Annotated in this window: 13 protein-coding genes and 1 pseudogene; 6 read left to right on the forward strand and 8 right to left on the reverse strand. The window is 41.8% G+C overall.

What is annotated here, in order from left to right:
• Positions 1-226: 226 nt before the first annotated feature.
• From ABIE48_RS04545 to ABIE48_RS04560, 4 genes are all read right to left on the reverse strand, one after another.
• Entirely contained in the window at positions 227-1,090 is an 864-nt protein-coding gene (locus ABIE48_RS04545) for a hypothetical protein (RefSeq protein ID WP_192715233.1), read from the reverse strand.
• A gap of 824 nt (positions 1,091-1,914) precedes the next feature.
• On the reverse strand, positions 1,915-3,054 hold the full coding sequence (locus tag ABIE48_RS04550; RefSeq protein ID WP_192715232.1) for a hypothetical protein: 1,140 nt from the start codon (positions 3,052-3,054) through the stop codon (positions 1,915-1,917).
• Positions 3,047-4,975 (reverse strand): AAA family ATPase, encoded by a 1,929-nt coding sequence (locus tag ABIE48_RS04555; RefSeq protein ID WP_192715231.1) that lies wholly within the window; start codon positions 4,973-4,975, stop codon positions 3,047-3,049. Before ABIE48_RS04555 ends, ABIE48_RS04550 begins: the two co-directional genes overlap by 8 nt.
• A 428-nt stretch (positions 4,976-5,403) precedes the next feature.
• The gene (locus ABIE48_RS04560; protein WP_192715230.1) at positions 5,404-5,871 is read right to left on the reverse strand and encodes a hypothetical protein; all 468 of its coding nucleotides are present in this window, start codon (positions 5,869-5,871) and stop codon (positions 5,404-5,406) included.
• Positions 5,872-6,462: 591 nt separating this feature from the next.
• On the opposite strand from ABIE48_RS04560, the gene ABIE48_RS04565 reads away from it, so the two are divergent.
• Positions 6,463-7,356 (forward strand): copper amine oxidase N-terminal domain-containing protein, encoded by an 894-nt coding sequence (locus tag ABIE48_RS04565; RefSeq protein ID WP_192715229.1) that lies wholly within the window; start codon positions 6,463-6,465, stop codon positions 7,354-7,356.
• A 97-nt stretch (positions 7,357-7,453) separates the two neighbouring features.
• The gene (locus ABIE48_RS04570; RefSeq protein ID WP_192715228.1) at positions 7,454-8,365 is read left to right on the forward strand and encodes a copper amine oxidase N-terminal domain-containing protein; all 912 of its coding nucleotides are present in this window, start codon (positions 7,454-7,456) and stop codon (positions 8,363-8,365) included.
• Between the two features lie 253 nt (positions 8,366-8,618).
• On the opposite strand, the gene ABIE48_RS04575 is transcribed toward ABIE48_RS04570, so the two are convergent.
• Both ABIE48_RS04575 and ABIE48_RS04580 read right to left on the reverse strand, forming a co-directional pair.
• Complete coding sequence (locus ABIE48_RS04575) at positions 8,619-9,083, reverse strand: hypothetical protein (protein WP_192715227.1); 465 nt, start codon at positions 9,081-9,083, stop codon at positions 8,619-8,621.
• A gap of 3 nt (positions 9,084-9,086) precedes the next feature.
• A pseudogene (locus ABIE48_RS04580) lies at positions 9,087-9,301 on the reverse strand (IS1595 family transposase); the annotation flags it as partial.
• A 112-nt stretch (positions 9,302-9,413) separates the two neighbouring features.
• On the opposite strand from ABIE48_RS04580, the gene ABIE48_RS04585 reads away from it, so the two are divergent.
• Positions 9,414-10,166 carry a creatininase family protein gene (locus ABIE48_RS04585; RefSeq protein WP_192715226.1) on the forward strand — a complete coding sequence of 251 codons (753 nt, stop codon included), beginning with the start codon at positions 9,414-9,416 and terminating at the stop codon, positions 10,164-10,166.
• A gap of 484 nt (positions 10,167-10,650) precedes the next feature.
• Here the strand turns inward: ABIE48_RS04585 and ABIE48_RS04590 are convergent, their stop codons facing one another.
• Entirely contained in the window at positions 10,651-11,037 is a 387-nt protein-coding gene (locus tag ABIE48_RS04590) for a response regulator (protein WP_192715225.1), read from the reverse strand.
• 594 nt (positions 11,038-11,631) lie between these two features.
• Positions 11,632-12,489, reverse strand: a complete 858-nt coding sequence (locus ABIE48_RS04595; RefSeq protein WP_192715224.1) for an ATP-dependent DNA ligase — start codon at positions 12,487-12,489, stop codon at positions 11,632-11,634.
• Between the two features lie 150 nt (positions 12,490-12,639).
• On the opposite strand from ABIE48_RS04595, the gene ABIE48_RS04600 reads away from it, so the two are divergent.
• From ABIE48_RS04600 to ABIE48_RS04610, 3 genes are all read left to right on the forward strand, one after another.
• Complete coding sequence (locus tag ABIE48_RS04600) at positions 12,640-12,918, forward strand: LexA family transcriptional regulator (protein WP_192715223.1); 279 nt, start codon at positions 12,640-12,642, stop codon at positions 12,916-12,918.
• Between the two features lie 14 nt (positions 12,919-12,932).
• Positions 12,933-13,268 carry a YolD-like family protein gene (locus tag ABIE48_RS04605; RefSeq protein ID WP_192715222.1) on the forward strand — a complete coding sequence of 112 codons (336 nt, stop codon included), beginning with the start codon at positions 12,933-12,935 and terminating at the stop codon, positions 13,266-13,268.
• Between the two features lie 347 nt (positions 13,269-13,615).
• Positions 13,616-14,233, forward strand: coding sequence for a WG repeat-containing protein (locus ABIE48_RS04610; protein ID WP_354518381.1), 618 nt, complete (start codon positions 13,616-13,618; stop codon positions 14,231-14,233).
• Positions 14,234-14,386 lie beyond the last annotated feature (153 nt).

The following is a 14,386-nucleotide window of genomic DNA, read 5'->3' on the forward strand; positions in this document are numbered from 1 at the left end:
ATCAATTTAAAGATAGAGTGTCGAGTATTCTAGAGAAATAATATAGAAAATAGAAAAAAGAAGACCTTTCTTGTAGATTATGTTGCCTATAACATAATTCACAGAAGTAAGGTCTTTTTCCCATGAATCGAAAACTGGAAAGTTTGAGATCCTTCTAAAACAAATACTGTGGAAATTGGGTAAAGGAGCCTTGGCCTGTAATATAAAAAATTTAATGTGTGCCTGATTAAAGTTTTGTTACACGTGACTTTTCAAACCGTTCAGATATTTGTTTTTTTATATCATCCCAAGCGTTGAGAGAAGTGGTTAAATAAGTATGGACTTGTTGAATCGTTGGCACGTGTTGGTTATAGTAAGCCGGTTGGATCGTAACAGAGATATTTTCATTCCACATTTTAATATTTCTTTCCCGGTATGTTCTTGGATCTGTATCAGCTATATTGGATATATTTTCGGTTGCATGATCAAGCTTTAGGATGAAGTCTAAGTACATCTGACGGTTTAATCCATCGTAAAAAGGACCTTGCCCTCTATGCCAGTGTTCTACAATTGTATCGTATAGCATAGCCCACCCGTTATGAACTCGATGATATGGGAAAGTTTCTTCATCAATTAGCTTTAACTGTTCAATTATATCATTTAGGTTCAACATTTCTGCATACTCGTGTTTTGTCATGTAAAATTCGAGTTCTGTATCAATTATTTCCGTAGGGGCCTCTGTTTCGCTAACTGACGTAATGGGAGCAACCGGAGCCTTTAATTCCTTGACAGCAAAAATAACAATTACAGATGCAATACCCAGTATTGTAAATGCATCTCCAACATACTGAGCAATTTTCGGATCTAAGTTCGGAGGAAAGAACCAAACGATTAATGCTATAACGAAAAATAACATTGATAAGATAAGTGATACTGTTTGATATCGTCTTTTAAGTCGAAGAACTTCAAGTAGATCTGCAAGGCTTGTAAAGAGGGCAGTGACTGAAAAGGATGCTATTGCTAATGAAGGTATTTCCTGTCCGGATAAACGCAAAAAAGCAGCGAAAACCAAAACTATACAAACGCCTATAACGATCCAAGGTGTTTTCAAATGAAACTCCTCCAATTTACGAATCGAGACAACATCCTCATTATACTAATATCGGCTGAAATTCCAAGAGTATTTATTACAATCCTAGGATGATGTGTAAAAATGACAAGAACATACACGCTTAAAAGCTGCGTAACTGCGGCCTTTTTTAACGATATATGTTCTTGACAAAACACACGTAAAGAACATATATTGTTAGTCGAAAATGACAAGAACAAATATAGTTAACTGTAACTAATAAGATAATTGATGGCACCTATAACTTTAGGTTTTACGTTGACCTATTCGAATGGCATTGTGAAATCGACAATCGTTCCAATTAAAATCAAAGATGATATTTGGGACCAAGCAAAAACTCATCGTGTGGATTAACTTGAACGCCGCTCCTTATTAGGGAGGCTTTCGCATTTAGAAGAATGAGATATGGGTGATCATTGGCTTGAAGTGGCCGTCGCTCCGCCTGGCGGTAGACCGACGCTGCCGGACACGTCAGGACGTTCGAAACTCGTTTCAGCTGCAGGAGCGGGCTGTCATGCCTAATGGTCGATCGCGCTGTAGTGATGCATGTGTTCGTCTTCACTTGCAGGAACCTGTCGTCGGCATCGTAGGTCGTGGCGCACGCGATCTTTTATCAGAGGATCGGGCTATCGAGTACCAGCCCGCAGCCGCTCATACGTCCAATCGAAGCTCGTTCTGATATCGCCGGCGGGCGATGCTATTTCTTTCACAACACAGCGGCGTGCCGGAACGGCGTTATGGATGATGCGGAAAAAAACACGGCCTTCTCTAGGAGAAGGTCGTGTTTTTTGCTGACGCATCCCAGCTTACCCGCGCGTGATAATATCGTACGCCAGCTTGCTTAACGGCCGGTCGCCAAGCTTGTCTTCTTGCAGCACTTGTCCGTAGAGGAACAACTGGATTTCTTGCTCCGTGAGCTGCATATTGTCGAATAGAGCGGTCAGATCCTTTTTATAGGCGTCCTTGTAGACATATTGTTTGTAAAGCAGTTCTCTTACGTATTCTTTATGGCTTTGGTACACCTCTTGCAACTGAAAAAGCCGAATGCTACCCTCCAAAGGATTCGCTCGATCTCCGGTATGCGTCTGATGTAGCTCTATATTAAAAAATGTATTGCCACCGATCAAGGAATCGCTGTTCGAAGCAGATGTAAGCGCGATGTCAAAATAAGTATCGCAGTCAAAGCCGTGCTTGTATGGATTTAAGATCTCAGTCCCCCTCGCAAGCTTGAAACGGGAGTTGCATATTTGACAGGAAGGCACGAAATTGTGCAGCGACAGGGAAAACAGCTTAAAAACGGAATTGGGATAAAAATGGTCCAGATCGGCCGTCGATTTTTTTTCGGTGTGGTCTATGTAATTCGTTATATACTGACGGTTGCAATAGGGACAAACTTCTACGCCTATCCGGTGCAGCAACTCATGTCGTAATTCGCTGCTCATGTACGAATAGTCGATTATTTGAGCGATAAGGGTGTTTAATTGATCCATATCGGCTCTGACATTGCGAACGAGCTTATTATAGTTTTGATTAGAGCTGAAAAAGGAGAGATGGCCAGGCGCATTTGCATGCTTGTTCAGCCAAGGATTACGGTACTTTTCCACATGAGCCTGGCGAATGGCGATGCGGGCAACCTTTTTCTTACCGAGAAGCTTGGCATCGACCTGCTCAGAGCTGTAGTGAAGAAATTTGCATGTTTCTAAATAGTAATTGATTTCGGGATTGGCGGAGATTATTTCATCAAATGTGCCTGTCAGCAATATTTTCAGAAAGCTCTTGTTCAACCTGCCGGTTGCCGGGTCTACGAACCAAAGGCGCAGGTTGTTACCTGTAAATGGATTGTTGCCCAGAGCTACCGTATGGAAGCGGTCAATGACAGCGCTTTGAATTTCTTGATAATAATAGTCGCTGACGATCAACAGGCGCTGAGAATCAATTTTAATCATTGCTGTTTCTGCCTTTGCGCTGTCTGTTCAGTTTTTCCCGCTCAAGCTTGAGTTCTTTTTCCAATTGCTCGATTTTTTTCATTTGCAGCAGTTCGGGCTCCAGTTTGGCGATCCGGTCGTTCAACATTTGCGTCAGTTTTTTGCGTAGAACGTCTTCACCGATGCCGTCGATCAGCCTGCTGATTTGCTCCACCTCGAGAGAGTCGTACGCATCGAGCCGCTCAATCCGGTACAGCATGTGCTTGAACACTTGCGTTGCAAATTCGCCAATCGGAGCGCCGATGAAAAAATCGCTCTTCATAATATCATAAATATTGCTCATCAATCCGAAGTCTGCTTGCTGTACAACTCGTTTGATTTTCCCGCTATTGTTTGTAATTTTAATGCAGTTGATATGCTCCTTGGGCACGTCAGAAACCATAAATGGCGAATGCGTAGTAAGTAGGATCTGGAATTTGACCGGTCGTGTAAAATGACCTTGCCCGAGAAACTTGACCAGGTTCGCGATATAACGTCTCGACCACTCCGGATGGAAGGAGGCGTCGGGTTCGTCAATGAGTAGCAGAATCGTTTCGACTTGCGGGCCAAGAGCTTGATGGACAGCTTTGTACAGATTGGCGAAGCCGTTGATGAATTCCAGCTCGCCTGTGCTCATGCGCTTGAACGAGACATGCAAGGAAGAGCCGCCAACCCGTGGATTCTCATTATCATAGTGTTGCAAGAAGCGAACCAAGTGAGGATCCATGTCTTCTTTTAACGAGACTGTGACTGCTTTTGAAGAAATGAAGTAGCGTTCATCGAGTTCAATGAGATCCCATATGATTCGTTCAAGAGCATCACAATCCAAGCGAAGATTGAATTCATTCATGACCGGGGTCCTCGAATTTTGAAGTTCACGCAGCGCCTGCAGTAAATATTTTGTACGGCCAATTAAGCCGTCGCTGTCCAATTTGATTTTGGCAAGCAGAGAGCGGAAGGTTTGGAGACCTTCTTTATTACGGCTTTGTTTGAGCCGGATCCAAAGTGAAATAAGTGCCGCTTCAAGGTGACGAATGATGAACTTTTCCTTAGCGGTCCACCGGTCTTGCGGGTCTGAAGTATGGTAAAGACGAATGGAAACGTCTGGCTTGAAAATCAGCGCTTCTGCTTTTTTGTTGTATAGGTTGAGATCGAGCAACTTCTTTTTTTCTTCAATCGTGCTGTATGCAGGGAAAATATCTTCTTCTCGGTTCAAAGAAAGCAAGGCATCCGCAATCGTGTAATCCTGCTCCAGCAGGCGATATTCCTTCGTCATAAACTGATACAAATTGGCGTAGTGTGGCTGGTCTAAATACTCCCTTTGAAAGCCGACGTAGGTTTCGGGCATGGACCGGTTTGATTGGCCGCTGTACCATGGCTGCTTGACACCACTCGCCAGGTAAAGTGGCAGAAGCAGCTCTCTGATTGGATAACTTTGGTTGTTTGTTGCATGCTGGATATAGTCGGAGGCGAAAAGCTGCCCGGTTTCTTGTTCATATTTGACCGTAATACAGTATTCGACGTCTATATCAAGTGGTAAGCCTTGAACGTTGCCGAGCAACTCCGAATGATAGCCTTCAATCAAAAAAGTTTCGGCAACGACATGATAGATCGCGAACCATCTATTTTCCTCGAATGGAAAACGGTTGACTCGGTTTTGCTTGACCGAACCTAGCAGATCGAGCAACGTACTTTTGCCGGCGCCGTTTTTACCGATAATCAGATTGATATTGTGAATCCGCTCGTTCCAAAGACCTTCGTACGGATTGTTTTTGGGCGCAAGTTTTAATTCGCTGGACGCTGGCTTATAAGTGATGTCAAACTCATTAGTAAAGATAAAATTTTGCTGTTCATAGCATGTGCCAAGTTTATGAAGGTAAATGTACAATAGCTGCGGACTCATCTGCGACAGTGTCTCTCCTTTGGAAGCAACATAGCATTCCCATTTATTATAAGAGCTGCCTCATTTTTTAGCGAGAGGTGATGAAATAAAAAGGGAGCGTGCTAGAGGTTCCATCATCTGTAATTGAATCGAATTATATGTTGGTAGTCTGACTACCGATTATTCCTCAGCTTAAACATATTAATGATTTCTGAGGACATGATATTTGATGGTCAGCAACATCTAAGGCGCTATAAACTTCAAGTGGCTGCCTTACGTCATTTGTATTCCAGATGAGGTTCTAGAAATCAAAAGATCAGTAAAAAGAAACCAAGAGCAGGAATTTGCTCTTGGTTTCTTTTAGCAGCTGTCTTTGTTAATAGTATATCGATTAAACTCATACAATATGCATTGAGTCATGCAGAATAAAAGATTTCATCCAGCTCTTTTTAGTTTGCTCGATTTAGAAATCCCTTATCTCTAGCATTCGTAATGATACTAATGAGCTTTTGGAAATCCTCATTAGCTAAGTACTTATCTTTATTATGACTGGCTTGTTCTCTTAACTTCTTAATTTCGGTTTGCAACTGTTCGATTTTATTTTCTAATTCTTTAACATAGTCCGTGATTTCCTCAATTAAGGTGGTGCTTTTACCATCTTCTTCTTGAATTTGTCTATGACTCTCAAATAAATTGGTTGAGGTTTGTTGATTGTTCTTTATATTGATTATAGTGTCAGCAAATTTCTTTCTAATTGTACTATTCCATCGAAAAGCACAAGCTCCAGTTGTACGCCCCAACCTTGTAGCAACGGCTTCAAAAGCTTTAATTTGTGTTTCTCCGTTCTTAATGTGCGCCAAAACTACCTCGGCTAAGAGATTATCATCATTCAATGACCAGCTATTTTTTTTCTCCATTATACTTATCACCTCAATACGTAGTCTTGACCATAACTATTGGAAATAAACCCACGTCTTTGCTCATGAATCTTATTCTATGATGAACACATTACCCCATATCCATTTTCCCGAGAAAGTTACCGGGCTCATAGATTGTGGGCTGTTGTTACATTAAATTCGGGTAGCAATGGTTCGTCGTAGTTTTAGCGGCAAACAGCGTGTATCGGAAAGAGTTCGTATTTACCAAGAAGTAAGGCCACTGTCACTTTGACCTTATGATGTAATTACGGTTTTTTCGAATGAATGTGTCATAAAGCATGCTTTTTGGAACAGCTAGAAAGGGACTGTTTCCTTGTTCCAAAATGTCCTGAAATATATTTAGAAACATCCCACTTGTAAGAGGGGGATTTTGGAACAGAAAACAGCAGAGAGGGTACAAAAATGAAGATCGGATATGGCCGGGTTTCGGCGAAGGATCAAAACCCAGAACGGCATCTCGTGAATTGGGAATAGAGAGTATCGTTTTATATTTATTTTTTGCAAAACTTCTCTTCAAATCTAGACGTCTATAATTAGGCCAATAACAACAATTTGGAGGTGTCATAAGAAATGAATAAATTATTGAGTTCTCTTTTAGTAATGTGCTTTGCATATCTGATTGCCTCAATTCCAACACAGGCAGCATCGTCTAATGTTAAGCTCATTATCAACAGTGAAGTTATTAATCCGGATTCACCCCCCGTCGTCATCAATGGAAGTACATTGGTGTCATTGAACTCCTTGAAGGAACTGAATCTTACGCTAGAATGGAATTCAAAAATTAAAATCGTTACTGTAACCACGAAGGTCAATAAGGATAAGTTGGTGCTTAAAGTTGGTGATAAAGTGGCTGCGTTTGGAGATAAGGAAATACCTCTGGACTCCCCAGTTCAACTCAGAAATAATCGTGTCATGGTTCCTTTACGTTTTATTAGTGAAGCTTTTCAATCCGAAGTAAACTGGGACAAAGATAAAAATACGATTGTTATTCGAAGTAAAGATAAGATGGAGACCTACAATACATTGTATAAAGGTGACGACCTTGTCGGAGCTCGGAAGATTGCTGTATCTCTTCCAGTAATGGGTGAAAACAAGCTGAGTATGGGGAAGGAAATGGCATCGCATCAATTGTTTTTCCCAGAAGGAGAAGCCTTGCGTTTTTACCACGTTTGGGGGAACTTAGTATCTTATTATGAAGTAAAGAATGATGTCAGCTATTTGGTTTGGGAGGGGCTAGAAAGCAATAGCCAACCCGGTACCATAACAAAAGAATATGGAAAGAAACCATCGGCAGCGAAAGACATTTATTTCGATCTTGCAAGAGACTCCAACGATGTGACCTATGGAAGATTGAAAGCTAGGGAGCAATTAAAAGGAAATGCTGATCGTCTTGGCACGGAATTCTTGATTGGAATGATTCAACCGATTCCTAATGAAGTCAGAACAGACAAAGTAACTAAGTAATTTTGGAAATGCCCCCTGAGGCTTAGACTTCGGGGGCATCCAGAGGTCAAACGAGTTTGTCTTCTTGAAGTTATCTAATAGAGAAGGAGAATAAGCTATGAGAAAAATTTTGTCAGCATTAATCTTGACTATTGGTTTGGGCTTGTTGAGTCATCCTTTAGTATCTGATGCAGCAACGGACTACGATGCGTATGAAGCTCAGGCCGAAGTAAATGTGAACGGTCATTTCGTTCACATGGATGTTCATCCGGTACTGGACAAGAATCGTCTTTTCATTCCCATCCGAGCGCTTGAATCTTTAGGACTATCTTATAGCTGGGATCCTTCATCCCAAACTACAACTATTCAAAGTAAAGAGATGGAGGGGGTGAAATTGGAAGTTAAAGTAGGTAATGAAATGGCCTTTATCAATGGAGTCGATGAACAAATGGACGCACCTGCACAAATCAAGAACGGACGTGTACTGGTTCCTATCCGATTTGTATCCGAGAATTTAGGCTATCACGTGAACTATGAAACCATCCGTAAAATCGTCTTTATTACTTCGAATGCTTATAAGTTTGATGTCAGTTTGTTAAGCCAAAAGGATTTGCAAGCTGCGCGCAAAGCTGCCATCTCATTGCCATTCGAGGCAAGCTTTAAAACGCTTGGTTTTAGCACGAAGGCCCTGCACAACTATACTTTCCCAGCCGGTAGGGCGGATATGTTTCTTTTTAATGATAGCTACACATCTTCTATTGTGGAAATAAAGGATGGAAAGGCGGTAGTACTTGGTCAGTATGTATATGGCGCGAGATCAGACTTTGCATATACTGCAGGCAACTTTACGGATCTTGCGGACCCTGTGTTGAGACCATTGTTTGAAGATAATGTAAACTACAGCAAGAATTTAAATGGTACGACTTTAACGTACTATACAGATGATGAAGGTAACATTAAAAGATTTTCTAGTTCAGGTTCCATAAAGATATATTCCGATATTATTCAAAAACTTCCGATAAATAAATAATTAATAATTTGAACAAAGACACTTCTTTTACTTGGTGCAACTTTTTTTGTCTAATGACACATAAGTGACTCCATTGTGGGTTTTGATACAAATTTGGTTGCCAACGACCAGAACACCATAATCCTTCCCTTCAACGACCTATCCACTCGCTTAGCGGTGTCAGCGGGAACGACATGAATATAATAAAGGCTATGTTAAACAAGATTGTTGATTTAAGCTCAAAATAAATGGGCGTTTAATTACGCCCATTCGCTTAATTACTATATTTGTTATTCCAATCCTTTTGCCAATCTTGCAAGGACTTAGGTTGGAGTTCTTCCAATGTTTTACCTTCTATTGACCAATACCCACCAACTGATGTATCGCCATGTGGATACGAAGTACCTCCTATGGGTTTCCCATTAACTTCGTAGACATAAACATCAACTTCTCCTTGAGATAGCGGATGATTTTTAACGATGAACTTTTCAACGTTTATTGTCTTGCCAAAATACATGGATGGGTCAACAGGTTGCAATCCCCAATATATCAAATAAGGTAGTGTTACGATTTTCTGTTTTGTCAGTTCGTAACTCTCAGCACGCCCTTCATAAGAAATTACCTGGAAGCCCTTATTCTCAAGATAGCTTTTCGAAACGAACTGTTCTTTCGGTATTTCGTTATTTTTTGTGCAACCAATTAATAATACGAACAACAGAATTGGAATCAAATACTTCAAATATCACACCCCTGTTCGAATCGAAGAATTTGTGTTCATTGTCCTAAACAAACATGATGTGACCAACATATGTTTCTTAATTGCCTTGGTATTCTCATACTCCTTATTATCTATAAAACGGAACCAACCAAGTAATGTTGCAAATACTTCGTTGCAACGCCGTTGAAACGGTCAATCCAGCGTTTTAAGCGACTATGATAACTGTTTACCTTGTTCAACTAACGGTACACGATAGTTAAATATAAGACCAGGTTTTAATTTAATTGTTTTCTACCACCTAAAAAATGGTACAATTTGGTGTGTTATTTAGCTGATATAGGGGGTGCTATTATGGTTAGTTATAGAAACACAACAATGGATATTTCAAATAGTGGTGTTGATACAGCGATTGTATCAGTTGGGGCGACGGAACAGTTCGGACCGTACTTGCCCATGCATTTAGATACGATTATTGCTGAGTTATATGCTACCGCATATGGAAGAGAATTGAATGCTTATGTGCTACCTGTAATTCCCTTTAACACATCTGAAGAACATGCCAACTTCAAGGGGACTGTTACCGTAAGCCCCAACGTCTTAACAGCAATGTTGGAAGATATTATTAGCAACTTAACAAGACAAGGATTTAGAAAGTTCTTAGTCTGCACAGGACATGGCGGATCTTACTGGGAAGGTGCATTTATTAAGCATATCAATTACAAATACCCAGAGATTATCGTAATTTCTGCAAACCACAATAATCATCTTGCATGGGAAGAAGCAATTGAAGTAGCTGGATTAAGGGGCTTAAACGAAATGCACGGTGGTCTATTGTCCGTTTGCACGGCTATGTGGCTTTGTCCTGAACTAGTTAAATCTAGTTCCATGGGTTCAGACATACCTTCAGAAAACCGTTTCTACGCAGATTATATAGGATGGGAGAAACTAACCAAGGACGGTTGTTGGGGAAAGTATGATGAAGGGATTTATTCTCCAGAAGAATTAGCTGAGAAAGGTAAATCTTTTTGGAACACTTTTATTCAAAGAAGAACTGAAGATCTTAAACAAATTATTGAAGAAGGATACCGCCGAAAAACTCAATGACTATTCAACTAACGGGAAACGATAGTTGAATAAACGACCAAGACTAAGCTGCCGGCGCTGATCGGCAGCTTCATTAAGCTAACGGGCAGTTAGACTCAATATAGAAAGTGTGATAAATGTTAATATTGGGAAGGTAGGGGGTGTAAATATGTTTAAGTTTATATTAGGAGTGGGAGTTTATTTTTTTGCAACTTTGCTTATGAGTTATTACTTTGTAGGGGTTAGCTTTATAAAGTCCATACAGATGGCATCTCTTATTACAATAATACATATTTTAATTCATTTTATAGATAGGCTCTACAAGAGGAAAATTAATAAATAGTGGAGAAAGATAATTGGGTAAAATCATGGGGAAGTGCTACGGCAAGCGGGTTTCAGGGGTGGACGAAGTAGACGCGATTGAGTTCTTTATCGATGAAGAGGATAAATATGGGAAATGCCAACTCAGATGAATGAGTTGGCTTTTTTCTTAGGCAGTGTTTGACTACACATCAGTCAGGATTTCACGATCCGGCCAAGGAAATAAGGAAAGAGAATCTATGGATTGTCTAATTCGCTGAATCCCAATGGGTTTTTCGATTAAGTCTACCATTCCAAGTTCTATGCACCTTTTGCGTTTATATCCATCCCCCGTAACTGCGATGATATGTAGAGGGGAAGGAGTAGAAGAAAGGATTTCCGAAGCTGCCGTAATACCACCCATATCGGGCATGTGAATGTCCATGAAAACAAGCTGATAAGGTTTGGTTTTAACGAGTGCTACAGCCTCCAAGCCATTTGTTGCAATATCTGCTGTATAACCTAGCTTTTGTAGAATACGAACTAATACCGTGCGATCAATTTCATGGTCATCTACAACGAGTATAGTCATGAGCACATCATCCTTTTTAGATAAGAAGGAACTGGTCAGAGGGATAAGTGGTATATGAGGCGTTAAGTTAATGTATAAAGTTACCCACCCGAGAATCAAATTGAATCAGTTATTACAAAATTGTGATAATTTTTATCAGCACTTCTGAGTGTATGGTTATGCTCATAGTTCTGTTTATTGACGAAATTATTCTTCGAGAATTTTCGAATATCTGTTTGTCGTCTTCTCTATACAGAAGACGACGAATTTTGATGAAATTGAATAAATAACTCCAGATTCTACGCTTTGTAAGAAAAGAAAAACTCGTCGTCTTCTATTATTAAAAAATGGGAATGTTCGACCTTCTTCAATTTATACCAGCCAAGATTAGCTCATCGGTTAATTGCAAATACAGAGTCAGGTGACTCAAACAATACGAAAAAAGCGACCAGAATATAATCTGATCGCATTCTTATAACCTCGGAGCTCAGAGGTCAAATTTTAGTTTTTACAGCAGGTATTTTTTGGAGTATCAGAAATTTAGTCAACCTTAGTTAGGTACACAACCGAATCATTCAAATAGCGTGAAACATGCACATTTAAACATGCTGCTGTCTAAACGATAAACCGTGTGAAGACAGGATCGCGAAGGAGCCCGGCCTTGGTCCAGTTTCTCATTTTAACTTCGGCGCGAATCAGGGGGTCCAAGTATACAAAGTCTTTACTCTCGCCGGAAATAATCCCCTTACTTACACCGTAAAAGGCCTTCTTTGCTTTGGGGCCCGGCCCGTGCTCAATGATCCCGGTCGGCCGGAGCTTGCCGGTCCCATCCAACACAGCAGTAAGCCAGCCAAACTTCTCTTTACGGTATCCCGTGATGAATACCTCGCAATACGACCAATTGATAACCTTCTGCCAGGCGATCGATCGGTGGCTGACGTATCGGCTATTTTTTCGTTTGCCGACCATGCCCTCCATGCCCCATGCCTTGATCTGGTTAAATAAATCCTCTCCAGCCCCCTCGATATAGGGAACGACTCCGAAAGCTGTACTCGGTAAGCTAAGGGAGATAAGGACTGCCTTTCGCTCCATTAAGGGCAGTCGTCGAAGGTCCTGGCCTTTGTATTGAAGGATGTCAAAGATAACGAACGTTGCCGGCAACAATTTGCGCAAGCGTGCGATCTTATCATGCTTTCCTGCTTTGAATCTGGCACCGACAGCATCAATATCTGAAATACCGGTAGCAGGGTCCACGCACGCGACCTCGCCATCCAGGACAATATCATCATCAAACGGAATGAGCAGCTCCGGATATTGCCGCGTGCAATCGTTATGGTGCCTGGTATATAGGCGAATCACTCCGGATTCCTGAGAGAAAATCATCCGGTGACCGTCGATTTTGGGTTCAAATATATAATCCGAGTGGGAAAAAGGACTCGGTGCAGTTTCGAGTAACATCGGTTCAATGAACATAAAAACACCTCTTCCCGTCATTATAACGTTCCTCAGAAACGAAATCAGGAGGTAAGTTCTGGGGACGGGCAGGGGGAATTTTTACATTGATTTACGAACAAATGTTTGGGTATAATACAGGAGCAGATGTTTGGCAAGGAGGGGGTTGACTTGCTTATGGACTCGGAGAGAAAGCTCCTGCGGATCATGAGTAATTACCTGACCCGGCATAATAAAATGCCGACCTTGGAGCAGCTTGAAACCATGGCCGGCAAGCGCAAGAATCAAATTATTCAGTCCCTAAGGGAGTTAGAGAAACAGGAATACATCCGCTGGGAAAACAAACCATCAGTGAAGCACATCATAATTTTGCAAGCGTGGGAGAGAGGTGCTGGACCTGCAAAGAGCCCTAACATAAGCCGCGGGGCCGATTACTGGACCATGTATTGAGGAGGGTACTAGCCATGAGTAAGAAGCTAACCGATAACGGATTGTTTGATAGTTCACGGATGATGCTGCCGCAGCACAGAACCGCGATCCTGGCCTATCAAATGGGGGTGAAGAGCGAAACGAAGCCGACCATCGATGAACAGCAGTGGCAGCTGATCGGGCAAGTACTTCAAGATTCGTTCAATGAACATATCAAGGTGACACTGACCGTGTTTGACCCATTTCATACACGAGACCTCACAGGATTCGTGACGGTCATAAATACATTCCGCAAAGAAATTAAATTATCGATAGCCCAGAATGAATGGGAATGGATTAAATTCGGCGATATCATCGCAGCCAGTACATAAAAAAATCGTGAATGGGTTTCCCGTAATGAGCTAGTAGTGCGGTAAGTAGAGAATAATCATATTTCACCAAATAGCAACTCCTGTGTCCGTAAGACTACGGAACGAAACAGCATTTTATGATCAGCAGTATGTGGGCGGGCGAAATGTGGGATTAAGCGAATGTTTTTGTGATTTATTCCCAATCACTCACAACAAAACCGGTACAAGCGTCGTCAATACTAAAGGATGGAAAATAGTCTCTGTTCAGGACGCTGACCGAGGTACGGCGACACGGTACGGATATATAGACAGCCATGGCAAGGTGAGCATACAGCCCATCTACGCCAAGGCATATGGCTCGGGTCAATGTGGGCAAAGCATCGGGCTACATCAACACGAAGGGCGAGCTGGTCATTCCATACCGGTATAGCTCGACGTCCGATTTCTCCGAAGGTATGGCGGCCGTAATGATTGCGTTCGGCGGCAAATACGGCTATATCGACACCACCGGCAAGCTCCGCATTACACCCCGGTATGATCACGCCACACCGTTTTCAAACGGGGCGGCAGTAGTTTACGTGAACGGAAAATACGGGTACATCGACAAAAAGGGCAATTACCTGCTAACACCGCAGTTCAGCATGGCGCAGCCGTTCTTGGAAGGACTGGCTTTTGTCGAGCGTAATGGAGTCACCTTTTATATCAACAAGAAGGGCACCAAAGTCATCCAGGGCTTTAAAGCCGGAGGTTTGTTCAAGGGCGGCCTGGCTCCGGCCGGCCAGGGGCAGAGGTACGGCTATACATCCGGCCGCTTTGTGATCAAGTCGAAATTCTATTGGGCTGACGATTTTAACGGCGAATTGGCGGTGATCAGTTTGCTCGTTCTGAATTCGCGCGAGGAAATCAGAGGGTACGTGAACCGCAGCGGAGCGATCGTCTGGCCGCCGGCTTCCGAACTTCCGAACGGAGTGACAAAACTACAGTAAGGCAGAACAACCGAGCTTCACGGATTGTATCGGAAAAAGAGCGCATTACAGCTAATGAAATTATCGAAACTAACAATTCTAATGGCAAATGGATGATAGCATTAATATTATTAAAAGAATAAATGACTATACAATCAAATTAAATTCTAGGAA

It is taken from the genome of Paenibacillus sp. OAE614, from assembly GCF_040546645.1.
Lineage (GTDB): Bacteria > Bacillota > Bacilli > Paenibacillales > Paenibacillaceae > Paenibacillus_AQ > Paenibacillus_AQ favisporus.